The 25,457-nt window shown below is 38.3% G+C and carries 17 protein-coding genes; 2 read left to right on the top strand and 15 right to left on the bottom strand.

Annotated features, from left to right (window positions below):
- The 7 genes from O9316_RS11140 to O9316_RS11170 all read right to left on the bottom strand — a co-directional run.
- The coding region (locus tag O9316_RS11140) for a SpvB/TcaC N-terminal domain-containing protein (protein ID WP_298347207.1) at positions 1-8,844 on the bottom strand (8,844 nt) is incomplete at its 3' end.
- A 24-nt stretch (positions 8,845-8,868) separates the two neighbouring features.
- Entirely contained in the window at positions 8,869-10,281 is a 1,413-nt protein-coding gene (locus O9316_RS11145) for a T9SS type A sorting domain-containing protein (RefSeq protein ID WP_298204783.1), read from the bottom strand.
- Positions 10,282-10,565: 284 nt separating this feature from the next.
- Complete coding sequence (locus O9316_RS11150; RefSeq protein WP_298204782.1) at positions 10,566-11,333, bottom strand: hypothetical protein; 768 nt, start codon at positions 11,331-11,333, stop codon at positions 10,566-10,568.
- A 127-nt stretch (positions 11,334-11,460) separates the two neighbouring features.
- Positions 11,461-12,036, bottom strand: a complete 576-nt coding sequence (locus O9316_RS11155; protein WP_298347209.1) for a Crp/Fnr family transcriptional regulator — start codon at positions 12,034-12,036, stop codon at positions 11,461-11,463.
- Between the two features lie 37 nt (positions 12,037-12,073).
- Positions 12,074-12,715 carry an NADPH-dependent F420 reductase gene (locus tag O9316_RS11160; protein WP_298204780.1) on the bottom strand — a complete coding sequence of 214 codons (642 nt, stop codon included), beginning with the start codon at positions 12,713-12,715 and terminating at the stop codon, positions 12,074-12,076.
- A gap of 3 nt (positions 12,716-12,718) precedes the next feature.
- A complete protein-coding gene (locus O9316_RS11165) occupies positions 12,719-13,387 on the bottom strand; it encodes a potassium channel family protein (protein ID WP_298204779.1) in 669 nt (222 codons plus the stop codon).
- A 203-nt stretch (positions 13,388-13,590) separates the two neighbouring features.
- Complete coding sequence (locus O9316_RS11170) at positions 13,591-14,355, bottom strand: type 1 glutamine amidotransferase domain-containing protein (RefSeq protein WP_298204778.1); 765 nt, start codon at positions 14,353-14,355, stop codon at positions 13,591-13,593.
- A gap of 95 nt (positions 14,356-14,450) precedes the next feature.
- Between O9316_RS11170 and O9316_RS11175 the strand changes: the two genes are divergently transcribed.
- Positions 14,451-14,801 (top strand): helix-turn-helix domain-containing protein, encoded by a 351-nt coding sequence (locus tag O9316_RS11175; RefSeq protein WP_298204777.1) that lies wholly within the window; start codon positions 14,451-14,453, stop codon positions 14,799-14,801.
- Between the two features lies 1 nt (position 14,802).
- Here the strand turns inward: O9316_RS11175 and O9316_RS11180 are convergent, their stop codons facing one another.
- From O9316_RS11180 to O9316_RS11195, 4 genes are all read right to left on the bottom strand, one after another.
- Entirely contained in the window at positions 14,803-15,129 is a 327-nt protein-coding gene (locus tag O9316_RS11180; protein ID WP_298204776.1) for a DUF6370 family protein, read from the bottom strand.
- Between the two features lie 3 nt (positions 15,130-15,132).
- The gene (purT, locus tag O9316_RS11185; protein WP_298204775.1) at positions 15,133-16,299 is read right to left on the bottom strand and encodes a formate-dependent phosphoribosylglycinamide formyltransferase; all 1,167 of its coding nucleotides are present in this window, start codon (positions 16,297-16,299) and stop codon (positions 15,133-15,135) included.
- A gap of 178 nt (positions 16,300-16,477) precedes the next feature.
- Entirely contained in the window at positions 16,478-17,662 is a 1,185-nt protein-coding gene (locus tag O9316_RS11190) for a pyridoxal phosphate-dependent aminotransferase (RefSeq protein WP_298204774.1), read from the bottom strand.
- 45 nt (positions 17,663-17,707) lie between these two features.
- Complete coding sequence (locus O9316_RS11195) at positions 17,708-18,802, bottom strand: acyl-CoA desaturase (RefSeq protein ID WP_298204773.1); 1,095 nt, start codon at positions 18,800-18,802, stop codon at positions 17,708-17,710.
- A gap of 111 nt (positions 18,803-18,913) precedes the next feature.
- On the opposite strand from O9316_RS11195, the gene rsmG reads away from it, so the two are divergent.
- A complete protein-coding gene (rsmG, locus tag O9316_RS11200) occupies positions 18,914-19,543 on the top strand; it encodes a 16S rRNA (guanine(527)-N(7))-methyltransferase RsmG (RefSeq protein WP_298204772.1) in 630 nt (209 codons plus the stop codon).
- Between the two features lie 34 nt (positions 19,544-19,577).
- Here rsmG and O9316_RS11205 read toward each other — a convergent pair whose 3' ends face one another.
- From O9316_RS11205 to O9316_RS11220, 4 genes are all read right to left on the bottom strand, one after another.
- A complete protein-coding gene (locus O9316_RS11205; RefSeq protein ID WP_298347212.1) occupies positions 19,578-21,848 on the bottom strand; it encodes a T9SS type A sorting domain-containing protein in 2,271 nt (756 codons plus the stop codon).
- 105 nt (positions 21,849-21,953) lie between these two features.
- A complete protein-coding gene (gene pruA, locus O9316_RS11210; RefSeq protein WP_298204770.1) occupies positions 21,954-23,582 on the bottom strand; it encodes an L-glutamate gamma-semialdehyde dehydrogenase in 1,629 nt (542 codons plus the stop codon).
- A gap of 127 nt (positions 23,583-23,709) precedes the next feature.
- Positions 23,710-24,096 (bottom strand): Co2+/Mg2+ efflux protein ApaG, encoded by a 387-nt coding sequence (gene apaG, locus O9316_RS11215; protein ID WP_298204769.1) that lies wholly within the window; start codon positions 24,094-24,096, stop codon positions 23,710-23,712.
- 69 nt (positions 24,097-24,165) lie between these two features.
- Positions 24,166-25,413: a DUF5103 domain-containing protein gene (locus O9316_RS11220; protein ID WP_298204768.1), complete on the bottom strand. Its 1,248-nt coding sequence runs from the start codon at positions 25,411-25,413 to the stop codon at positions 24,166-24,168.
- Positions 25,414-25,457 lie beyond the last annotated feature (44 nt).

A 25,457-nucleotide genomic window follows, 5' to 3' on the forward strand; every position in this document is an offset into this window, starting at 1 on the left:
TTTCAAACGATGGGTACCTGTATAGTATTCATAGTTGTTTGAATACGTATTATCACCAGCAATACTGCCGTTTTTTACATGTTTTTGAATTTTAGATGTAATTCCATGGGTAGTATTGTAGTCCATTGTTAAATCATAGGAGCTTGAGGCATCATTCCCTAAGGCCAGTTGATTATTACTTCCCGTAAAATTACCTGATGCAATAGTCAATCGATTTAATACATCATATTTAAAATTATGGGAAAAGTACCCTGCCATATCATTACTTGTGGAAGGAGCAGTATTATGAATCGACTTAATATTTCCTATGAAATCATAGGAGTATCTATTATTGTACAAATCATTCCCATTTGAAGTCTTGACTTTTAAATTATCAAGTTTTCTATCAATGTTATTATATGTATAATAGGTTTCTGTTCCGTTACCGAATTGCATGTATGTTTTTTGTTCATAGTAATCATAATCTACTCGTTTTACATAATTTGTTGGAGTTCCATTAATATCCCCAAAAATAGCAGTTACGTTACCCCCTAAATCATAATTATAAAACAGACGTTCTCCATCGGGATAATCTAATTCTAAAAGTCTGTTCCAACTATCATAAGTATAAAACGTAGAGAACTGTCTCATGGGTATATTGGGACCCACAATATTTCTTAAGTTAAAGGTGAGTTCACCCATATTACCATAGCCAAAACGCTGGAAACCTGTCGCATCAATTTGCGCTACTACTCTACCGGTTTCATTTCCGGAATTACCATATTCATAATGAACATTAGCAATATTGGGGGAACCGTCTGGATTTTCTGGAAATTTTATATCGGTTAACCTGGTATAGAAATATTCATAATTAACAGAGGTCCCAGAATTAATAAGATTTGAGGTCTGAATACTTAATAAATTAACATTGTCATATTTGTACAATGTGGTGCCTCTATCGGGGTTATCAACTTGTATTTTTCTACCAAAATTGTCATAAGTATACTTGGTGACAAGTCCTTCGTCATCCATATATTGAACTAATTGACCAATTTCATCAAAATCAAACTTTGTCCAAATTAATCCATTAGGACCTACAACACTGTTCGATAATTGTCTGCCATTACAATCTGTAAAACTTTTGGAAACCACATGTTGGGAACCATCTTGGTCAACATCAGTTAAAACATAAGTGGCAAGATTACCAAAGTTATCGTTATCTATTCCGTATTCAAAAACTGTGATGTTCGAATTGGCATCAAAAACTTTTATAGGCCGGTCAAATGAGTCATACACCGTAGTACTTTCGGCAATAGATGTATTAAAATTATTGATTAAAAACTTAGAACCTACTAACTTTTCCTCTACTGTTGGTTTAAATGATTTTGTTGTTCTTCCGTACCCATCAAACATTTGTTGCCCCGAAACAGTTAAAGCTTCTTTGAAATTGGGTGAAGAAGTGCGACTAAAATCATACCAAATATCTTTTTTTACTTGTACAGCTCTACCAAGTCCATCAACAAATGTATATGTTTCAATATCGTTATTTGGATGTTGCACATCAAAATGCTTTGTCAAAGCCACGGGCACAAAATTGGTAGCCGTAACATTGGTAGCCGTAGTTGGTAAAAGCGAGTATCTTGGATAGTACTCAAATGCTATTGTGTACCGCGCACCTGACTGAATCTCTTTAGGAGCAAGTACAACGGATAATCGCCCAAATCGATCATAATCGTAACGCATACTATTTCCTGCTTTATCGATAGTTTCATTCACCTTATCAATATATGGATTATAGGATGAATGTGAGATATATCCAAAAGCATCATCAATTTGTTCAATATATTTTTGATAAGCTGTATCATAGGTGTATTTATAGAACATTCGTTGTTGATTGGAATTTTCAGGACCTTGAATTTGAACTAAATTTCCAAATTGATCATATTCCATGGAAGTTGTGGCGACAACTCCTCCATTATTGTAGGCATTCACCTCCAAAATATTCCCATTGGCTGGATCAATTTCGCTTACCCGTGAGCGATAAACAGCTCCTGAATTACCATTGACTGAAATTCTTCTTGGTATTGAAATGATGTTGAGAGAAGGGACTGAATGGTAGCTTATATTTGTATAATAATCATCTGCAGAAGTAGCTAAATCTCCTTTATTGGTGTATTTTCGCACCCTTCCTTTTGTATCATATTCGAAAAGAATCTCAGATATTATTTGAGGGGAACCTGTAAGTTCGTGATTCTCATTCCGTATTTTATTCAAAAGCACTATACCTGACCTTCTTCCTTCCGTTCCACCAACGTCATAATTATTGTTTTGTGGGCTTGAAAAGTTGATTTCAGTATTATCATTATTCTTTCCGAAAATCTGATAAAAATTAGTTGTTTTTGATAAAATTGAATTTGTTTGATTGGAGGCATATACAACTTGTTCTTTAAGTAATCCTGATAGGAAGTAAGAATTGTTATAATATGTTGATTTAACAGTATGATTTATTCCTGCATTTACATCATTTTTTTGTTCAATCACATGTTCAAAACCTAAAAACTCTCTTTCTCTTCTGTCATATTTCCCATTTTCATAGGTATAGTTTACGATATAGCTATCAATTCCATCATTAACTAAATTTAGGTTATCATTAACGATTACACTTGATAAAGTCCATTTAGAATGGGGTGAATTATAATCGTTCTTTTGGACCGTATAATCTAAAATAAAATTACCTTTCAATGGATTGGTAACTTTCTTAAGCATATTTGTCCTTTTAATTCGTGAATGATAGACCTTTAAATTTGTACCATCTTTTTCTACAAAATCTGGATAGCCATCTCCATTAAAATCTTGAATTTGTTTTTTTGCCTCTGAAACGGTAAGATTCGCACTTAAATCTATTTTAGCTCCATACTTCAAATACCAAATTGGAAAAAAGAAAAAGAAAAAAGGTGTAATTATCAAAATAAAAAACACAAGTTTATGTCCCACAAAAGGAAAAAATGACCCACTCAAACTTATTGAAGTATTAACATTATTGTTAAACTGTGAAATCGGATAAGTTAAGGTTTCTAATGTATTTGAAAATTTATTTCCTAAGTTATAACGAACCTTAGTTTCAACATTATTTGAAAAAATCAAGTCTGGTAATGCATCCCCATTAATATCCTGTAAAGCAACTTTTGTGTTACCTCCTGCCGCTGAAAATCCACCTGACAAACTAAATGGCATACCAGAGACTAATCCAGACATTGCAATGCTTGCATTAACACCAACTGTACTGGGTTTTGTTGTATTCACATCAAGTAAATTGTATGTTATTGGTTGTTGTGAATTAAAATTTGAACCCATATTTAAGGCGCAAACATAGGCACCATTATGTTCAAAAATACGATCAACTAGACCGTCACCATTAATATCGGTAAAAAAAGCTTTTTCTTTAGTTTCTCCATCAAGATTGACGTTTATACCAGTTCCCATGGAGTAATTTGGTCTACCATTATCGCTTTCTGATTGCTTTAATTCCATTCTTCCAGCAACTGGAGTAGTACCTCTTCTAGAGAAAGCTAAATTCCTACTATCATTAGCATTAATCGGATTTAACTGTGTATTTGCAACCGGAGGTCTATGCCCACCTGTCATTCGTGTATGTTGAATATTGTTGGATGAAATTATATCGGGGTATCTATCACCATTTACATCCACAAAATCTGAATCATTATTACTGTATTTTGAATCACTATACGAAAACATTACAGGTCCATAACCTGCTTGGTAACTGTAAGCTTTACTTTTTTGTAATTTATTAATTGCATACATCCCAGTAAACTGATTTGGAGCTAATTCTGGTGAGTCTACATCTGTTGGATCAACAAAAACAGAACCTAAAGTGCTTTCTGCTAAATCTCCATCGCGCATTGATCTCTGACTTGTAAATTGTGAATCATAAAATCCTATCCACTTTTCATTTAACTGCTGATTTTGAATGCTTCTATTGGCACTCATTGGAACTAATGCAAGTGCATTTAATAAACCGCTTGTATTTAAATTTTGGTTAGCTAGAATAGTATTTACAACAGAAGTGATATTACTTTGATTTATAGAGCTTCCCTGTGAGGGAATACCCAAGCTACTCATAATCCCATTTTGATAACAATCGTTAATCTCTTGATTAGTCATTCCTGGTTGATTACATTGGCTTGTGTCAAATCCAAAAACAGTACCTGTAGATCCTGTCAAACTTGAAAATGGATCATCTACGATATCATCATTAATTAATTTACTATAATTATCTTGAGGATTATTACTTGAATCGGCAGAGTCATTATATAAAAATTGACCCCAATTATGATTCATACTTCCTAAATGCCCATAGTAATCTGTGTTTGAATATACTCTGAATCTATGAAAATGGTTTAAATCAGCCGTTGAATAATTTGACCACTCATCTGAATTTCCGACAATTACATTATTAACTACATCATGAGTAAATTTTTGAAAAACAGTTAGATTATTTGGACCATCTTTTTTACTAAGATAATACTCACATGTAATTCGAGGGGGATTATTCACATCTACTAAACCTTGATGAAAAACTATAGGAGTAGCATTATCTAAAACTATTACTCCTGCATTTATACCAACTTTGCGCTTACCAATAATTTTCCCATTCTTTTTTACCACAAAATTAAACACTCCAAAGTCGTTTGAACCCAAAGATGGTAAACTGCTTAACACATTAACATTGGGCAATACAGAATAACTTATTGAATTTAAATTAATTATTTGAGGATTTGAACAAACTACTCCATTGAATAATGTATTAACTTTCAAGAAAAAATCAGATACATCATTTACATCATAGATAGAAAAGTATGGAGAAACATGTTTAACAAAACCATTAATTCCATTATTTGTCGCTTGTGTCGAAGGAGTATATTCAAGTACTGGTTTCCAATCAATTGATGCCCAATTCACATTAGAATCTGAATATGCAATAAACTTATATACTACTGACTCATCAGTATTCAAATTACCAATTTGGCCATAACCACCCGATAATAAAGATGTTGAAAGGTTTAAAGAAGAATTAGATAATGCAAGGTAATTCACATTTAACACATCTGTGGTACTGATTAATCCAGTGCTGTTTCTTATTTCTTTAACAATTTTAAAGTTTACATCATCGGATAAGTTATTAATAGCAATGTTATCCCAATTTATTGTGACGTTACCATTTCCAGGGATAACAATTTCTTCTCCTGATGAAAGTTTAAAATCACTACCATAGTCATACACATAATTGGACAACCCATTTTGATCCACTAGCGGTATATTGTCTACACCTGTTAATGTACAATTATCGGTTAAATGTTCAATATACTCATAAGTTATCTTGGGATTAGTTTTAAGTTCATTATTATAACCTCCTTTATTTTTATGAAGTCTAAAATAGATTTTTGTTCCTTTTTCTACATACAAAAAATTATCCTGATAACCAAGTGGATACAAATTTGAACAACCTTCTAAATGAATTACATCGGATTGAGTTGATTGATTAAACTGCTTGAAATAGAGACGAATTGGCACTTGAGTTTTCGGATGCTTATATTCAATGCTGTATTGACAACTAGTTTCAGAATTTATTGGCCCAAATAATTGTACAATATCGTCAATTACAACTTCTCCTTTGAAAGGCGCTTTCCAAACTCTAACCACATCATAATCTGAATTTAAATTGGCCAAATCACTATCATCCATTTGAGGTTCATCATCGGGATTTATAGTACTTGGCGATGCCGTTATCACCAAATTTGGAGTTTCCTCACTACCCGTGACAAAAGCATTTGTACCCGTACTTAAATCTAAGCCTTTATTAAAGTAAACTACTTCATTGTTAACGATATCTGGCAATCCATCCCCATTGCCGTCAGTAATAAAAATATTGGTTTTCTGCTTTGTTTTGGTTTTTTTAAAATTAAGATAAAAGCCAAAAACAGATAAATCAATTGTTGGTAAATTCCAAGTATTACCCGATGATTTATTAAAATTATTAATGTTTACAACCTTTAAATAGTTGGGACCAAAGGTATGAGTGTTATTAACTGGATCATAATAGTGGGGGTAATAATAAAGGTTATGATCCGTTTTTTTGAACAAAATATCATCCAGTCCATTTCCATCCATATCTGCAAGAGTTATTTTTCCAGAACTTTTTATATTCGAATAACCTAATTGCAAACCAAGAACTATATTCCGAAAATCATTTTTTGTGGGATAAAATAATTCTCCACCAAAAAATGCTTTCAAATCAAAAGAAATTTCTGAGGTTTCCGATGAATTTAATCGAGAAGCATTTAACAAATTGCCATAATTTAAGGCAAAATCGGATTGAAAAGATGGGATGTTTATTGGTACGGAAGTTTCAAATAAATCTTTTCGTTCCAACATATCATCATAATATTCAAAATCATGCTGATAAAACAACTCTCTTGGATTATTCTGACTAGTATCCAAAGAGTATTGACCATATTCCTGGATGTTGTTTAATAAAGATTTAGAAAATTTACCATAGATATAATTAAATTGATACTCTCTAATAACATTTTGATTATCTCTTGCATCAATTATACGAATTAATTTTAAACGATAAGGGTCTGCAAGTTTAACTCCATTTCTTGCATTGATTAATATATCTTCTCGCCAATTATTTCCTGGATTTAAATCGTCTTCATCCAAAAAGATTATCTTATAAAAAAAATCGATAGAGTTATGGCCTGTGTAATTAATAGATTGTATTTCAAACTGGTTTGCTCCTTCTAAGTTTGTTCCAACAAAAGGTGGAAAATTTAATATTCGGTTTTTATATTCATATGTCATATAATTACCATTCAAATCTTCAACTCTATGTAGAGCCCATGATGTGATATTCCCTGCTACATCATATATAACAGCGTTTGATACAACACCGTTATACCCTCCATAATAGAAAATCTTTCCATCGGTCCCTGTTACTTTCCAGTAATAGTCGGAAGTAGAATTTCCAATTCTTTCTATAATTGAAAAATCACTCCCTTTTCTTAAACTAAATTTAACATTGCCTATGTATCTTGGAATATCTTGTGTAGAGAACAATTGACCATTGGTTGAGAAATGCCTATTGGGCATCCAATCTTGACCATTTGGAAGTTTAGGATGCATCAATTGTTCACCATTTAACAAATACATCTCCGTTTCAAACTGAGAATCAAATTTTGCCGCCCCCCATTTTGAATCTATAGTTATCATTGGATTGGAAATGTTCCAACCCAAACCCAACCAACCATTTCCACCTTCATTAGAATAATGTATGTTCAAACTAGGTTGGATCCCATTTCTTCCAGCCGGAATTTTTATAGGGAAAGAAATACTAGCTGCTCCTGAATTACTGGCGCTTGGTGGTTGAATAATTGACATTTCTGCTGCCGGCGAGGCTGCTTTAATATCGTTCATTGTATTAGGAGCAAATCCAGCTGTTTCAGGACTTTCTGGAGCTTTAATTATTCCATTTATGTAATCTTCACCACCTGCTGCTTCAGAAACTACTACTTTTTCATCCTTATTCAAAAACTTTTTTTTCAACACTTCCCATCTGCGAGCTGTTTTATTGTAAACTAGTGTTTTTATATTTTCTTCATTAAAATTTTTGGGAAGTAAATCTAAATCATAGGGAATCGAAATTTCACCAGTTATTTTTTGTTTTTTATTAAATGATACCCTGTATCCTATTGATCCTTTTGTAACATTAATTATTCCCTCGGGCAATAATGGCATGTCAGAACTTCTTAATTCCTTAATTGAAATCAAATTAGAATGTGATACATCATCACCTTCAAACTTTAATTTAAATCCTTTATTTTCATAAACAAAATCTTCACAGTAATTCAATTTTTTATCAATTGATAATTTAGTTGGTTCAGAGTTATTCTCTAATTCAAAATATAATTCATTAACTTTAACTGTTTTGTTTTCAATAATTTGATTATTACGTAACAACTTTATCATTAACAAATCACTTTTTACCTCACTAGGTTCTAGTATGGCTTCAAATTCTCCATCATTACATTGAATTTTCTGATTATTTACCTCTAAAGAATCTCCGATTCCCCCTCCTTTAACGAAACCTCTTATATAAATTTTCTTGCTTTTTATGCTACAAAACACCTCAGACAGAATCAATTTAGAGTTATCTTTATATCTATCACCCTCAACAATTTTTAGATTCCTAACCTGATATTTAAAATTTGCCCCTGAAACACTGTTAAAGAATATGACATTTACATCTTTTTCTAACCATTCTGGGTCAATTTCTTCAATCTTTAACATCCAGCCTGAATTGCTTTTGTTGATAAAATAGCCACCATAACAATAATGATTATTAACACTTCTCATCACAGAAGATGCATGACCGACCCCATTAATTTCATATTCAATAAAATATCTTTTCTGTTTGTCGATATTCTTTAAATTTTTGACAATAAAAAAATTATCATTAGGATTATCTTTATCCTTATTAAGATTTACAAAACCTATAGAAGCAATATGATTATCTGATGTGCTAAAATCATTTGTTGAAGAAGTAGATTTTTTTGAGACATTAATTGTTCTCAAACTTAAATTGGAATCATTTTCAGAGATTAGAGGGCCTCTGAAATCATCACCTGAAATTATAGTGGGGACTTTACATTTCTCTTTAATATAAACATCATATATCATAGCTTGACAAGGAGAGACTAATGTCTCGAACATCATCGCAAATAGTGCTATATATGTTTGTATTTTTAACTTCTTTTGTTTGTTTAAACTCAAATTAAAATTCTTCATGGTATAAAAAATTGTAGTTATAAATTATCGAATCACTAGCTTAAATTCTTTTTTCAATCCTTGTCCTTCTATTCTAATTAAAAAAATACCCGATGTATTAATTGTGTCGATATGGTTAAGAAATTTAACACTTTTAAGAAAATATTGTTTAATCAATTTACCAGAAACATCATAATAATTTACACTTAGATCTCTTTCTATATCTAAATCAAATTGAATATTAAAACTTTGATCTGATGTAATTGGATTTGGGAAAAGTTTAATTTCATTTTTCTCACCTAAAATAAATGCTTCATCTTCATAACTATTTACATTAGATTTTGTAAAAGTAAAATAACTTATCTTCTTCAAATCTAACAGCTTAAACTCTAGTAAACCTGTCTCAGTAAGTTTGCCATGAACTGTTTTTACTTTTTTTAAGTCAAGATCACCTTCTTGTTCATAAATTAACAATTGAATGTCTTTAAGTTTGAGAGCATCTGTTTTCTGTATTCCGAAAAATAATTCAGGAGAAACATAAATTGTAACATCATCCTTTAATTTTTCATTGATTATCTTCCAATGTCTATCAAATAACTCAAATCCATGTTGAATTTTGAAATTTAACTCCCCATTATTATCCCCCCACATTAAATAAAATTCTTGACTTAATGGATTCTCATTCTCAAACTGTAATTCGTTAGTTTTAACAATAATTGAATTTTTTAAATCAGAATTCATTGATGTATTACGATACAGTTTTGTTTTGTAGTCTATTCCAAAACCTGTAACACGATTATTGAACGTAGAATTGTTTTTAGAATCCCAAATCAAGTTATGTAATCCATCATAATAATTAGAATTCTCATTTAGCGAAATCCCATACTTTATTGAAAAATAAGAGTCTAAAATCTCTTTTTCATTGGAAGAAATAAGTCGATCAAAAAACAAAACTTCATAGATGTTACAATTATTTAATTCATCATTTAATACCAATTTCCCTTTCTGTGATTTAGATAAATTTGAAAACAAAAAATCAGAATTAACTACTAATCCTAAATCAGAGTTATTTAATAAAATTTTTTTTTCTGAAAAACTTGAAGAAATTTCATTAGTTGAAATCACAAAATCAACTCCACGTCTATATAACTCAAGGAGTTTTGCTTTTTCACCATTTATAGTTTTAAAAACTAGGTAGATGGTCCCTTGATTTGAAAAAACCCTTCTGTTTTTTAAAAATAAGTCTTTGCTTAGAGAGAATTTTTGATTAAAATTCATTAATTCTGAACTAGTAAATAATTCTTCATTTAGTGAATTAGCAAATTCATTAATAAAAACATTTTTTTCACTCAATAAATGTAACTTGGCTGTATCCGTAAAATTTAACTGAGAAAAAAGTTTAAAGAGAAAGGGATTAAAAAATAAAATAAAAAAAACTTTTGAAACACTTACATTCATAACTTTCTTAATTGGGTTATACAATTGTAAATTTATGATTTTTGTTAAAAAAAACAAAAAAAATAGATTTTTTTTCAAATAATATTTTCTGTTCTTTTTAAACGATTTAGAGTCGATTGTTGTAAGCTCCCCAAAAAAAGTACAGTTTAAAAACAGAAAAAAAGGACTAATTTTAAATAGGTGTTAGAACGAGAAATAACGACACTCCCAAGTGAAATTACTAATTTTTAGTAGTTTTTCACAACAATAACAGCGCCTCCACCCGTGTACCATAGTCCATCAAACTACAGGTTTAGTATTGGATAATCGTACGTACCATACCCCACCACTTTCAATCCGCCCGTTTGAAACGTATAATCCATATTTCCAAGGCGTTGAACATAGGCTACATGCAACAGTCCAAACACAAAAGGAGCGCTGGGGACATTCGCTTGTAAAACCAAATCCGATGCAGAGGTGTTGGTGGCCAAGGAAACTGTAACTAGTGCACTGCACTGTTGCTCAAAAGGACGTTGATGTTCAAAATCCAAACCAATCAGTATAAAACGCAACTGAATATGGGTCGCGCCAGGAACTTTTTGTAATTGCGATGCTTCAAAATTGGGAATAGTGAGCCTACCCTCGTCCAAATGTATTGAAGGGGTAAACGGAAAAATAGTACGGAAGGCACAGTCTTTGTCAAATTCAAAACCCGCAATAATTTGCTTGGCTTCTACCGATTGCAACCCCTGAAATACACGGCGTTGCCCTCGTTCATGCACCAAGTCCAACCGACTAATTGCCTGAAATAAACACAACACCCGATTGTGAACATACCGAATTTTAAGAGTCGTCAAATAAGGATGGAGACTCCTTCTAAAATAACGCCCCGCGGCAGCACAATGCCCAAATTCACTGCCGTTCTCGCGCACACGCACATAGTTGGCGTCCTGCTTGATTTTTTTACCGTCAAATCCTCCTGTTTTCCGAACGATAATTTTGCCGTTCATTAAGTAAAAAGACAAACCGTCAAGTTGCCCTGTCAATTGAAGAATACCGCGTAACTTTCCCATACAATACATATTTTAGTTGGCTTAAACATAGATATAGCACTGATATAGCACTGATACAGCACGAATATACCACAAATATAACTAGTTAAAAAGAAGTACAAAAGGGGGGTAAAGAATAAAAAGAGCATCACTTCCGCAACATCTTTCCCTTCATCTTGCTAAAAAACTCAGGCGTAACGCCAATGTAGGAGGCAATCTGCTTTTGCGGTACCCGTTGGATCAGGGCAGGGTAGCGCTTGCAAAATTTTTCAAACCGCTCTTCGGCACTGCGACTCATGTTGTCACGCAAACGCTCTTGATGCGATACCAAAGAATTCTCGGCCAGAATACGGAAATAACGTTCCAGCGGAGGTAATTTTTGATAAAGAAGTTCTTGTTGGGCCTTCGACAGTACAATGACTTCCGTGTCCTCCAAGGTTTCGATAAACAAATCGCCCGGCTTTCCCGAAAACAAACTGTACATATCGCTAATCCACCAACCCTCGCAAGCAAAATGAAGAATATGCTCTACAATGTTGTCGTTCACATAAAAACTCCGCACCAAACCCGATGTGATAAAATAGGTTTCCGTACACACCGTGCCCGCTTGTTGCAATACCGATTTGGCTTTGTACCGTCGAGTTTCGGTATGTGCCATAAACAAAGCCGCCTCTTCGGGAGAGAGGCGAACATGTTGTGCGATATGCGAAAGTAATGGTTGCAAATCGTGTCCGTTTGTTGTTGCAAAGGTACACATTATCTCAATGGGATTCATCCCGTTGCATGTACCCCCATACAAAATGAGGCGAATGCCCATCGCGCCGAACGCGTTTGACCCAAAGCAACGTCATGTGTTCCAAGTGGAGCGCTTGATCCAAGCCACCCATGTCCACTGGTTCAAATCCGAGGTCGCTAATTAACCCTGCCGTTTGTGCTTTTGCCGAAGTATCATTTCCCGCGATAAGCATGGCCGGTTGTAATGTGTAGTTTGGGTAATGACTATTGGCAAAATTTTCAAAACCATAAATGGTAAACGCTTTGACCACTTTAGCATCGGGAGCCCATTCTTGCACTTTTTCACTGCCCGAAATGATACTGTTGAGCCCGTGTGAAATCCCTGGCCCCACAGGATTGGTGCAGTCAATCAACGTTTTTCCAGTAAACGAAAGCCCTTTGAGTAAGGCTTCATTGGCTTGGAAGGGTGTGGCTAGAAAAACGACATCCGCTTCATCAATGGCTTCTTGTACGCTGTTAAGTGAAAAATTTACGTTGTGTGCCAACGCCTTTTGGACTGTTTCTGACTGTGCGTCGTTAGTGGCCACAACAATGGCGTGTCCTTTTTGTTGTAATTGATGGGCAAGGGCAAAGCCTACGTTGCCTATCCCTATAAAGGCAAGTGTCATTTTTTATTGATTATTAGTTTTGTGTGTAAAACGAGAAATGATAATACCCACCAAAGCCACCATGTAAAATTGACCTAGTATGGTAAAAAACATTGACGCTAATCGAGCCGTAATCGTGGTAGCGGTAATATCGCCATACCCAACCGTAGTGATGTTGACCATACTGTAATACGACAATTGATAATAGAGGCTCGGAATGTTTTCATGGGTAATTCCTTTAAAAGAACCCGGACAGTTGAATTCAATCAGCAAAAAAGTGAATTGAGCAATCACAATGAGCAATAGGTAACCAGAAATCGAACCCAATATCACGCTTAAATTCGTTTCTTTTCGTTGAAAAATTTGCCGCAATACCTCCAAGAATAAAAGAAAATAATAGACAATATAAACCACAAAAGAAATCTTTGTCAACCAATCAAATTGTAAAATGTAGTCAAAAGTGAGCGGGATCAATAAACTGCTCAAGAATAAAATGTTTTTACACAATTTGATGAGACGATTCTGCTCTCGAAAAATACCAACCGAAGCAATTCCCAAAACAATCATGTTTAAAGGCCAAATGTATTGGGTAAAAAATAACTCTTCGGCAAAAAAGGCTTTGTTAAAGAGCAACAAGACCAAAGCAGCTAGTAAAAATTCAAATCGATATTCGTGTGACGTAATGCTCCGCATCTCTTTTATTTTAGCCTTAATGTTACAACAAAAAGGAGAAGGTTGTTTTCATTTTATCATTCTTTTAATAGTCTCATTTCCCCAGTTAAGGGGACTTTGTTGCGTCATTTTACGTTCTTTACTATACATTCCATACCGCTATATAACTGCTGTCATGGTGAAAACACCGCTATCGGTTGAGGCAATCATTGCAAAACCAAGAATTATTGGTGGAACATGGCAACGACCAATTCGGCCACAGCGGCACCCGAATTTTGCTGCTGTCCCGTAATTAAATTTCCATCGGCAACGGCATACGAACGAAAGGGTGCTGCTACTTTAAAGGTAGTATTCGCTATTTTTCGAGCCTCGGTTTCAATGCGATACGGTTGAATCTTCATGCCCACCGCTTGATCGGCAAAGTCCTCTTCGGCATCGGCAAAACCCGTCCACGTTTTTCCTTTTACCAATAGTTCACCATTAGATTTTTTGATTTCTAACAATAATGTCGTCGAATGACAAACCGCCGCACTGGGTTTGCCACTTTCGTAAAAGGCAACAAAAAGCTTTTGCAACGCTGCATTACCTTTGTAAGTGTACATAGGTCCTTGTCCACCCACTAAGAAGATAGCATCATAATTTTTAGCCTCAACTTCAGTTAATTTTTTGGTGTCTTTCAACATTGCATTAAACTCAGGTTTTTGCATATACCCCAAAGTAATAATGTCGTGCGCCGAATAGCCGCTGGCATCAGTAGGATTTGAATACCCATCCATCATTAAATCACCGCCTTCAGTGGAAACTAGTTCTACTTCATAACCCGCTTCTTGAAATACTCGTAACGGATGTGTTAATTCGGAGGCCCAAAACCCAATGGGCCAACCCGTTTGTTGACTTGTACTGGGCGAACTGGCGACCATTAAAATTTTACCTTTTGTTGGAGCGCCATGAAAATGAACGTACTGATTGATTTCGTGTAATGTTTGCATTGCTTTTGATTTTAAATGATAGGTCAAAAATAAATGCCTTATGCAATGAAACCAATACTTGCGTATCTTTGTAAGTAACTAACAAAAATGTAAGTATGCCTGATTTTGTAAAGGACAATCACTTGTACCACAATCCCGTTGAGTTTGCGATGGGGAAAATAGGGGGGACTTATAAAATGCCTATTCTATGGCGGTTAAAAGATAAAAAATGGCGGTTTAGTGAATTGCAAAAAAGCCTCTCCCATGCCTCCGATCGCATGTTGTCAAAAGCATTAAAAGAGTTGGTCGCCGACGGTTTTATAACCAAAGAAGTTTTTCCTGAAGTGCCACCGCGTGTAGAATATACCATTACTGATCGAGGCTTACGCGCTATCGTAGTGATTGACACGCTTCGTAAATATGGCTTGACGTTAATGGAAGAGTACGAAATCGCTCACCAAAAATAAATTACTTTTTCAACGGAAGTAATTTAAAATAGGTCACCACAAACCGGTTGTTTCGAATTTCACCAATCACTTCCGCTTGACGAACAGCCGAACAAAAGCCGTCCTCCGCATGGGCATCGCCATGATCGTCTAGTTTCGTTCCGTCTACAAAATAGGATTTCCCGTCGATGCGTACGGCCAAATCACAGCCTTTTTTGGCGTTCATTCCAAACTGGCACTGGCCACAGGAAACGTCAACCACTTGTGTTTTGGGTTGCACTTTGGTTTCTTGGGCTTGTGTGGCGAGGGAAAAAATAAACAAGCAAAGGGTAATTCCTATTTTTTTCATGACTTACGGGTTTACAGTGATGTGTTGTGCGGTTTTTTGTGCCCGTTCAACGAGTTCCTCAATAGGCGTATCTAACGTATCGTGGGTCAATACCACGCCCATTCGACGGTAAGGCCGTGAGGTTGGTTTCCCAAAGATACGAAAATCGGTTTTCGGTAAGCCCGCCACAGTTTCAATACCGGTATAAGTAGGGTTTTCGGAGTTTGCTGTCGCTAAAACTACCGCACTGGCACCCGCTTTTTCTTGGGTGATTTCAAAAATGGGCAAACCCAACACCGCACGCAAATGCAATTCAAATTCGTTGAAGTTTTGCGTGCCCGCCAAGGTCACCATACCCGTATCATGCGGACGAGGCGAGAGTTCAGAGAAGTACACGCCTTCGTCGGTTAAAAAAAACTCCACACCAAACAATCCCGCTCCGCCCAAGGCTTCGGTAACTTTTCGTGCCATGTCTTGGGCTTCGGACAAGTCGCGTTCCGAAACGCGTGCCGGTTGCCAACTCTCTTGGTAATCGCCGCGTTCTTGACGGTGACCAATCGGGGCACAAAATAGGGTTGGATTATTGTTTTGCGTAACGGTCAATAACGTAATTTCCGAATGGAAATTCACAAAAGCTTCCACGATGACTTCAACCACATCACCCCGTGAACCTTCAACCGCATAAGCCCAGGCTTTGGCAATATCTTCGGTAGTTTTTATCGTCGATTGGCCTTTGCCCGACGAGCTCATTAAGGGTTTCACCACACAGGGGATGCCCACTTCGGCAACGGCTTGCTCCAATTCGGCGGCTGAAGTCGCATAACGATAATGGGCCGTTCGTAGTCCCAGTTCTTGGGCCGCCAAGTCGCGAATGGCTTTACGATTCATGGTATAATTGGCTGCTTTGGCCGAAGGGACTACCGTGATGCCTTGCGCCTCATAGTCGTAAAAACGTTCGGTGCGAATCGCTTCGATTTCGGGCACGATATAATCGGGTTGGTGTTTGGCTACAATTGCATCAAGGGCGGCGCCGTCGAGCATATTGATCACTTCAAACGCATGGGCCACGGGCATGGCAGGCGCGTTTTCGTAGCTATCGACCGCAATTACGGTTTGCCCCAAACGTTGGGCCGCAATAACAAATTCTTTTCCGAGTTCTCCGGAACCTAAAAGTAAAATCTTTTTTTTCATGCAGTATCTTTTAATCAGGGAGGCGAAACATTCAATAGAGGCCGCGTTAGGGGGTGCACTGGAAAGCCCGGATGCTGGAGTTTACGGAGGCAACGGACTTGCAAGGGAACACCCAACCTGAAAGGGAACGCCCAAAAAATGAAACAAAAAAGCCCCAAGTTTCCTTGAGGCGATGGGTTTATGCAACGGCTTCTTTGATGCGGTGTAAGGCTTCGGTGAGGATTTCTTCGCTGGTGGCATACGAGAAACGAATGCAGTTGGGGTTTCCAAAAGCGTCACCCGTTACTGTGGCTACATTGGCTTCGGAAAGCAAATACATCGAGAAATCATCGGCGTTTTGAATCAATTTTCCACGTAGGGTTTTTCCAAAAAAGGAAGACACATCGGGAAATACATAAAAGGCGCCTTCGGGAACGTTGATTTTCATGCCCGGAATCTCCTGAAGTAAACCTACGACCAAATCGCGACGGCGTTGAAAGGCGGCTACCATGTCGTTTAACACACTAGGGTCTGCATCAACAGCGGTAATGGTGGCGCGTTGGGCAATCGAGTTGGCCCCACTGGTTACTTGGCCTTGCATTTTGGTACAGGCCTTGGCAATCACTTCGGGGGCACCGATATAGCCAATACGCCAGCCGGTCATGGCAAAGGCTTTGGCCACACCATTGACGGTAATTGTTCGGTCAAACATCCCCGGAATCGAAGCAATGCTGCAAAACGTTCCCGAGAAGTTGATATGTTCATAAATCTCATCCGAAACGACGTAGAGATTGTCGTGTTGGAGTATAATGGCTGACAATGCGGTCAATTCGGCACGGCTATACACAGAGCCGCTGGGGTTACAGGGCGAACTGTACCAAATCATTTTGGTTTTGGGCGTGATGGCGTGTGCCAATTGCTCGGGTGTAATTTTGAAATCGCTTTCGACAGTAGTGGGAACTTCCACCGGGATGCCGCCTGCAATTTTTATGATTTCGGCGTAAGAAACCCAGTAGGGTGCGGGTAGAATCACTTCGTCACCCGGATTGATCATCACTTGGGCAATGTTGTACAACGATTGCTTAGCGCCCGTAGAAACTACAATTTGTGCTGGGGTATAGTCGAGATTATTATCCCGTTTGAACTTACGGCAAATCGCCTCTTTGAGTTCGAGGTACCCATCGACAGGCGAGTAGGTACTGTAATTTTCATCAATTGCTTTTTTTGCCGCTTCTTTGATAAAATCAGGCGTATTAAAATCGGGTTCGCCCAAACTTAAACTGATAATGTCTTTTCCTTGGGCTTTTAATTCGCGTGCCAAGGCAGCCATCGCTAGGGTTTGGGAGGTAGTCAGACTGTTGATACGGTCGGATAACGGATTCATAGTGGTGTTGTGTTTTGAGATTTCGGGCAAAGATAGTCCTAAAATTTAAGCCAATTGGGGTTTTTTACCCAATTCCTTTAAGTGACTAAAATGCGAAACCACGGCCTCCCGCATGGTTTTGAACTCATAATAAGGGAGATTACATTCTTTGGCCGTTTGTTTTACGATTTCTGCAATTTTATCGTAATGAATGTGACTAATATTAGGGAAAATGTGGTGCTCGATTTGGTGGTTTAATCCGCCTGTATAGTAATTGACCAACCAGTTTTTGGGAGCAAAATTGGCGGTAGTATACAACTGGTGGATGGCCCATGTATTTTCGATTTCTCCATTTTCATTGGGTACCGGGTTGTGGGTTTCATGCACCACGTGCGCCAATTGAAACACAATACTCAAAATAAGACCCGCGGTATAATGCATCACCGCAAAACCTAATATCACTTTCCACCACGTTATTCCCATCACCATAGGAGTCACTAACCAAATAGAGAAATAAATCACTTTGGTAATAATCAAAGTAGTCCATTGAAACGTTGGACTTTTGAAATCGCCATACGATAGTTTTCGTGCCAAATAGCGTTTCATTTGTAAAAAGTCGGTCGTAATAGCCCAGTTGAACGTAAGCAATCCATACAAAAAGATGGAGTACACATGTTGAAACTTGTGGTGTTTATACCATTTAGCCTCCCGTGTAAAACGCAAAATACGTCCCGCTTCGAGGTCCTCATCATGGCCTAAAATATTGGTATACGTGTGGTGTAAAACGTTGTGTTGTACTTGCCAGTTGTAGACATTGCCCGCCAAAATATAAATACTGCCGCCCATGATTTTGTTCACCCATGATTTGGTCGAATACGAGCCGTGATTGCCATCGTGCATTACATTCATGCCCACCCCTGCCATACCGATACCGGTAATGATGTTGAGCAAAAGGTACATCCAAAAAGGCATATCCATGGCCAATACAAAAAAGTAAGGCACTAGAAAAATAGAAAACATCACTATCGTTTTCAGGTGCAATTTCCAGTTTCCAGTGCGGCTGAGGTTGTTGTCTTTGAAGTAGTCGTTTACGCGCTTGTTAAGCGTTCTGAAGAATTTTAATTGATCATTTTTGGAGAAGATAGGACTTCCTGCTTCCATGTATTCTAAATTTTAAATATTGCCTCAAATTTAAGTAATATAATTTTTTCAAACCTGACATTGCTCATATTTTATTCACGATTTAACGTAACTTTGCGCAAAATTCAATGCATGGAAGAAATTTGGAAGCATTTTCCTAACCTTACTGAAAATCAACGCAATCAATTGGCGCAATTGCAAGCGCTGTATACCGAGTGGAATGCAAAAATTAACGTGATTTCGCGAAAGGATATTGACGCGTTGTACACACGACATGTCTTGCATTCGCTTGGAATAGCCAAGGTCATGGAATTTCAACCGGGCGCTTCGGTAATGGATGTAGGCACAGGAGGTGGATTTCCAGGTATCCCGTTGGCCATACTTTTTCCTGAAACCCAATTTTATTTAATTGATGTTATTGGAAAAAAAATAAAAGTGGTACAAGAAGTGGCCACTGCTTTGGGGTTGACCAATGTCAAAGCAGCTCAAATGCGTGCGGAGAACGTACAAGAAGAATTTGATTTTATTGTGAGCCGGGCGGTCACCAACATGCCCGATTTTGTAAAATGGGTGCGAGGCAAAGTAAAAAAACATTCCAAACACCCGCTCGATAACGGTATTCTTTATTTAAAAGGCGGAGATTTAACCGAGGAATTGGCCGTTTTTCAGCGTACCGTATTGTATGATTTAGCAGATTATTTTGAGGACGACTTTTTTGAAACCAAAAAAGTAGTCTACCTTCCTTTGAAATATAAAACCTAAAAAAAAAAGTCCCTCTTGTAAAGGGACTTTTTGCTTATGATTTCATCAGTTTAAATGTTTTTTTTCCCGATTCATTCGACAACGTCAACAGGTAAGCACCTACTGAAAGGTCCATCGGAACGGTTACCAATCCCGTAAAAGAGGGTAAACTTGAAGTCCAAATGATTTTCCCCGTCATGTCGGTAAGCTGTAATGTCGACGCCGTCACTTCATTGGGAGCATAGAGTTCCAATTGACTCCCCATAGGTTTTTTTACTTGCAGTTGTTCGATAGCTAATGGGTTCAATCCCAACTGCCCTTGTACAATTTCGTTGTAGGCAAAAAGTTGGTTGGTCGTCGTTAAGGTGACGTGATTTTCATTCACCGTAGGCACATGGTAATTGACAAAAGGGGTAACCGAGTTGGTTGTAATCGAACTATACCAATTGGGATTGCTCACGGCCAAGGCGCTCAACGTGGGAATAAAATCAAAAAATTGAATCTCCAAATTATCCATAAACTCCGTAATTAGGGTGTTGCCCGGAGCTCCTGTAGCTAACCCCGACATGTCAAAACGCCCCCCTGGAGCTGAATCCAAGCCCGCAGTGGTGGCGGGGTAGCGGCAGTTGGCTAAGCTTTCTAATAGGGTGACCCATCCAAACAAGATAAAGGTTTGCCCACGAAAACGGCTCACCTGGTTGGTTTGACCTGCCGCCGGCGTAAAGCGTAAGTTGATAATGGCCCGTTGGGAGCTACTTTGATTAAACGTATGGTCCATAACGACCATGTCGGGGGTGCCCGTCATCGTACCATTACCCGCTCCGTTGGCAATTGCGACATTGCGCACCGTAGTGGGGAATCCCATTGTATTAAGTTCGTTTTGAAAGGCATCCCGATAGTTGGGCGCCCCTGTCGGCAATAAAGCGTTGGTGGCGGTCATAAACTCAAAAGCACTACCCGCTTGCAAGTGCCCTTCCAAATGGTCAATCAGCATTTGTCGAGCGGCGGGACTTTTCAACATCCCATTGACAATGGCCTGCATAGAGGTATCGCCCAAAGGCCCAAAGGCCATATAGTTGAACAAATGTTGAAAACCGATGGGCACATTGGCTCCTAAATGCGGCGAATCAAACGAAATGTACAAACGGGTATCGTGATGTAAACTATTCATTTCCATGTACCGCAGCGCATAACGTGAAATGAGGCCCCCCATACTAGGTCCGATGACTACATTTTGCTCGTTTCCAACTTTCTGCGCATTGATTTGCTGCAAGAGTTCGACCAACACAAACGCATTTCGCTGGATAAAGTCCACACCGCCATCGACGGTTGTTGTGCTATTTGGACGAACATAATTAGGGAAGTTGAGTACAATGACATCAAACCCTAGAGCGCGTAAATCATCGGCCATATTTTGTCCCACTCCATACGTCAATTGATTGTAAATAGCGGCGGTATTTCGGGAGTCACCAGGGTCAAAGCCATCTACAAGAATGATCGGTTTGTCCAAAACGCCATTGGTGGTATCCAAAAAAAGTTCATATTCACCACGACCGGCAAATGGAGCGGATTCGCCAAAACCTTGGTAGGTAAGTGTCGAATTCAGGGTATTGACTACGTTGGGGACTACGGTAAAACCATTGTTTTTTCCGTACACTTGCCCTTCGGTAATAAGGGAAAAACGACTTTGGGATTGACTTCCGTCGGTAAAATGAAGTTGAACGTCCACCGTGTGTTGTCCGCTACGGGGAAAGGTAATCGGCAGTTTTTGTCCTTTTTGAAGGGAAAAAGCAGTGCCGTTTTCAAAAGTAAGCGATAAGGAAGCGAGCGTTTTGGCCGTACTAAATACCAAATTTTCAGGAAGCGTAAATGTCACTGTATTGGTGCGAGACGTGCCTATAATGGGGGCCACACCCGCAAAATGGTGTTGTTGTAAATACTGGGAATTCCCTTTTGCTAACCATTGCCCGAGATTGTTTTTTTGCAAACTGGCCAACTGGCTTTGAGGAATAGATTCAAAATCGGTTACCAAAACAGCAAGCGGAATTTCATGTTGTGCGATTCCCATCGCTTTTGGAGTTTCCCATACCGAAAGATCGGGCAAGCGCTGGTCAAAATCAGCCCGTTGCATTTCACTGTAAATTTGTCTAAAAAGAGAGGCATCGAGTAGGCTGGGAGTTTGTTTGTTGATTTTGGAACTACACCATACCCGATCGATAAGCACATGGGTTTGGGAGTCGGATTTCAACAGATCATAAGCAGCGTCTTGCGCATGCAGCGTCATTCCCCATAAGCCCAAAACGAAAATGCGTACTATTTGATTCATGTGTTAGGATTTTGATGCTCGAATGTACAAAAAATTCAGAATCAAGCGAATAAAAAAATCCGATTCTTAGGTAGAATCGGATTTGTATACGAGGAACGTTAAAAACTATTCGCCCAAAAAGGGATAACGATAGTTGGCTGGCGTTACAAAGGTTTCTTTGATGGTGCGTGGTGAAACCCAACGCAACAAGTTTTGCATCGATCCCGCTTTATCATTCGTACCTGAAGCTCTCGCGCCACCAAACGGTTGCATCCCCACAACGGCACCGGTAGGTTTGTCGTTGATGTAGAAGTTCCCGGCACTATTTTCTAAAGCTTGTGTCGCTTCTACAATGGCGTAACGATCTTGGCTAAAGATAGCCCCTGTCAATGCATATTCTGATGTTTGATCGATGAGTGTTAAGGTGTCTTTCCAATCGGCGTTTTCATAAATATACACCGTTAGTACGGGTCCAAACAACTCGGTTTCCATCGTTTTGTATTTGGGATTGGTCGTCAAAATCACCGTAGGTTGAATAAAATAGCCCACGGATTTGTCGTAGTTTCCTCCAAATAAGATTTCCGCATCCGCATCTTGTTTGGCTTGTTCGATATAGGATACCAGTTTGTCAAACGACCCTTCATGAATGACCGCCGTCACAAAGTTGGAAAAATCTTCAGGCGATCCCATTTTTATAGAAGCCAATTCTTTTCCCATTTCTTCTTTAATCGCTGGCCACAAGGATTTTGGGAAATATGCTCGAGAAGCCGCACTACATTTTTGTCCTTGAAATTCAAAAGCCCCGCGAATGGTGTTGGCCACCACTTGTTTCACATCGGCTGAAGGATGGGCTAAAACAAAGTCTTTACCGCCCGTTTCCCCAACAATACGGGGATAGGTTTTGTAGGTATGGATATTTTCGCCAATTTTCTTCCAAATTTCTTTAAAGACAAAGGTTGAGCCCGTATAATGTACACCTGCAAAATCTGGGTGTTTCAAAACAATATCGGTAATCATTACGGGATCACCAAAAATCACGTTAATTACCCCATCAGGGACACCTGCTTCCTGGAATACATCAATAATTACTTTGGCCGAAAACACCTGACTGTCGCTCGGTTTCCAAACTACGGTATTCCCCATTAAGGCAGCGCTGGCAGGAAGATTGGCTGCGATAGCTGTAAAGTTAAACGGCGTAATGGCATACACAAATCCCTCGAGCGGACGGTATTCTACACGGTTCCAAATATTGGATACCGAAGTAGGTTGGTCGCTGTAGATTTGCGTCATAAACTCCACATTATAGCGCAAGAAGTCAATTAACTCACACGCAGCATCTATTTCTGCTTGAAATATCGTTTTGGATTGCGCAATCATCGTGGCTGCATTGATGCGAGCACGGTAGGGACCAGCAATCAACTCAGCTGCTTTTAAAAAGATAGCCGCACGATGCTCCCAAGGCATGGTAGCCCATTTTTTTCGCGCTTCCAAAGCAGCGTCAATCGCCTGAGTCACATGCGTAGCTTCGCCCAAATGATAGGTACCCACTATATGTTGATGATCGTGCGGTGCCGATAGGGTTCGCGTATTTCCGGTGCGTACTTCTTGACTGCCAATGTACATAGGCACATCAATCGTTTCGTTCCACATTTTTTGGTAGGCGGCGAGCACAGCTGCTTTTTCAGGGGAATTGGGGGTGTATGCTTTTACGGGTTCGTTAACCGCTTTGGGGACATTAAAAAATCCTTTAGGCATGGTGTTGGATTTAAAAATTGAACAATAAAGAAAAAATAGGGGTGCTTTTTACGAATGCGTTACCCTTTCGCAAAAATACAAAGGTTTTGGTGATAAATAAGGAATCGGGTAATAAACTTAAAACAGTTTAATTCAATGCGTAGGGAGCGTTCAAGCGGAACCCGGGAACAATGACCCGAAAGTTTTTGGTAGTGGTAAAATTAACCATAGTAAACCAACCGCGCATGGCTCCGTGGGGTGAAGAAAGTAAGCATCCCGAGGAGTAGGTGTGCGCTTCTCCGGGTTTTAAAACGGGTTTTTTGCCAATAACGCCTTCACCATCGACTGTTTCTAAGTCGTTGAGGGAATCAAAAATTTCCCAATGACGGGATAATAATTGTACCGAGTCTTTGCTGTGATTTTCAATGGTGATTTCATACGAAAAGGCATAGTGCAACTTATAATTCTTGAAGTACGTGCCTTCAAAATTGGTGCTGACTGAAATTTTTATGCCTTTGGTGATTTGGGTAACCATAACCTCATTTTAGTGACGTAAAGTTATAAAAAATATGTAACAGTCAACGCATTACCTGTTAAAGTATCATTAATTGATGATGTCAACCGAAGAGGCAATTCCTTTTCCAATAACGCGATCATAGCGTTGGTTGTTTTCGCGGTAATACACCAAAACCATGTAGTCATTTTCGGTTTCAAAAAAATTGCCATCGAGGGCATTTTCTTCATCGATAGTACCGCGACTGTCTGCAATGGTGTAACTGTAATTGGTAAAACCTTGCTTGATCATCACGGCCTTCTCATATATTTTTTTCTTTTCATTATACTCCATTTTGTACTCGTCATTGAGGACAAAATTGTTGAACATTCCCGTGATGTAAATGTTTTTATTGGCAAAATAGGCAGGTGCTGATAACGAAAAATAAACCCAAGCGTAATCCGCTTCAATCTCTGAATTGGCCGCGTTGACATTGTTTACCATAAAGTTTCCGTTTTTATCAGGCCAAAAGGTGTACGGTTTGTTCCCCCGCGCTTCATTGGTATACAAATAGCAATTGTATAAACCGCCGTTGGTATCGATGCGCGCAATAGAATTGTTGGCCGCTTGGATGATTTTATTTTCCAAGAACAAATACTCGTTGCCACCCCAAAATTGCGTCTCCGCATCGTATTTGTAAATCAAATCATTCCCAACTGTAAACATGGGCCGAATGTTGGTTTTGGCATTGTTGAATTTGCCGTTTTGTAGCAACATTACTTTGACGTTTTGTAGGGGACTTTGGAAGGTAATCGAACCCGAACGTACGGCAAAATCGAGGTTATGTTTGTGCGGAGCATCTTCATTGCGGCGGGCACGTTTTACCTGTACGGGTACCGAAACAAGATTTTCGTACAACACAAATTTGCGTGAAAAAACGACCTCACGGTCTTCGTTCAAAATGCTAATCATGTAATTGCCGCTGACCTTGATTTGGGTGAATTTGTTGGGAAACCCGATGCGGTAGTGCGAATAAATTTGTAAACAGTTGAGCGAGTTGGTGTACTCTATGATGCGTTGGTCATTGAACCCATTTAAATATTCATTAATGGTGAGTTGCGAAGGTTTCCAATCGTAATCACAATGCGTAATACGGTAGTAGTAATTGTCTTCCGAGCCATGTAAATCGTCGAATTGCAATTGAAATTCGTCACCCAACTGAAAAACGGGAACTTTATTCAGTCCATTTTGGATAAAAGAAATCGTTTTAATGTAATAGGGAGGAAGTACTTCTTTTTCTTGCGTCCACCCCCAACAAAAACAAAGGTGTAATCCGAACAGCCAAAATAGATTGCGCATATTTAGTGGTTTAGTTTCGTAAAGATACTAAACTCGCTAAAACA

The organism is Flavobacterium sp. (assembly GCF_027533505.1).
GTDB lineage: Bacteria > Bacteroidota > Bacteroidia > Flavobacteriales > Flavobacteriaceae > Flavobacterium.

What these genes read in the sequence shown, in the direction of transcription:
- O9316_RS11205 (WP_298347212.1), bottom strand. Translation starts at nt 21,848, where the DNA reads ATGAATCAAATAGTACGCATTTTCGTTTTGGGCTTATGGGGAATGACG.
- pruA (WP_298204770.1), bottom strand. Translation starts at nt 23,582, where the DNA reads ATGCCTAAAGGATTTTTTAATGTCCCCAAAGCGGTTAACGAACCCGTA.
- O9316_RS11190 (WP_298204774.1), bottom strand. Translation starts at nt 17,662, where the DNA reads ATGAATCCGTTATCCGACCGTATCAACAGTCTGACTACCTCCCAAACC.
- O9316_RS11175 (WP_298204777.1), top strand. Translation starts at nt 14,451, where the DNA reads ATGCCTGATTTTGTAAAGGACAATCACTTGTACCACAATCCCGTTGAG.
- O9316_RS11160 (WP_298204780.1), bottom strand. Translation starts at nt 12,715, where the DNA reads ATGACACTTGCCTTTATAGGGATAGGCAACGTAGGCTTTGCCCTTGCC.
- O9316_RS11170 (WP_298204778.1), bottom strand. Translation starts at nt 14,355, where the DNA reads ATGCAAACATTACACGAAATCAATCAGTACGTTCATTTTCATGGCGCT.
- O9316_RS11180 (WP_298204776.1), bottom strand. Translation starts at nt 15,129, where the DNA reads ATGAAAAAAATAGGAATTACCCTTTGCTTGTTTATTTTTTCCCTCGCC.
- O9316_RS11150 (WP_298204782.1), bottom strand. Translation starts at nt 11,333, where the DNA reads ATGGGAAAGTTACGCGGTATTCTTCAATTGACAGGGCAACTTGACGGT.
- O9316_RS11165 (WP_298204779.1), bottom strand. Translation starts at nt 13,387, where the DNA reads ATGCGGAGCATTACGTCACACGAATATCGATTTGAATTTTTACTAGCT.
- O9316_RS11195 (WP_298204773.1), bottom strand. Translation starts at nt 18,802, where the DNA reads ATGGAAGCAGGAAGTCCTATCTTCTCCAAAAATGATCAATTAAAATTC.
- purT (WP_298204775.1), bottom strand. Translation starts at nt 16,299, where the DNA reads ATGAAAAAAAAGATTTTACTTTTAGGTTCCGGAGAACTCGGAAAAGAA.
- O9316_RS11220 (WP_298204768.1), bottom strand. Translation starts at nt 25,413, where the DNA reads ATGCGCAATCTATTTTGGCTGTTCGGATTACACCTTTGTTTTTGTTGG.
- O9316_RS11145 (WP_298204783.1), bottom strand. Translation starts at nt 10,281, where the DNA reads ATGAATGTAAGTGTTTCAAAAGTTTTTTTTATTTTATTTTTTAATCCC.
- apaG (WP_298204769.1), bottom strand. Translation starts at nt 24,096, where the DNA reads ATGGTTACCCAAATCACCAAAGGCATAAAAATTTCAGTCAGCACCAAT.
- rsmG (WP_298204772.1), top strand. Translation starts at nt 18,914, where the DNA reads ATGGAAGAAATTTGGAAGCATTTTCCTAACCTTACTGAAAATCAACGC.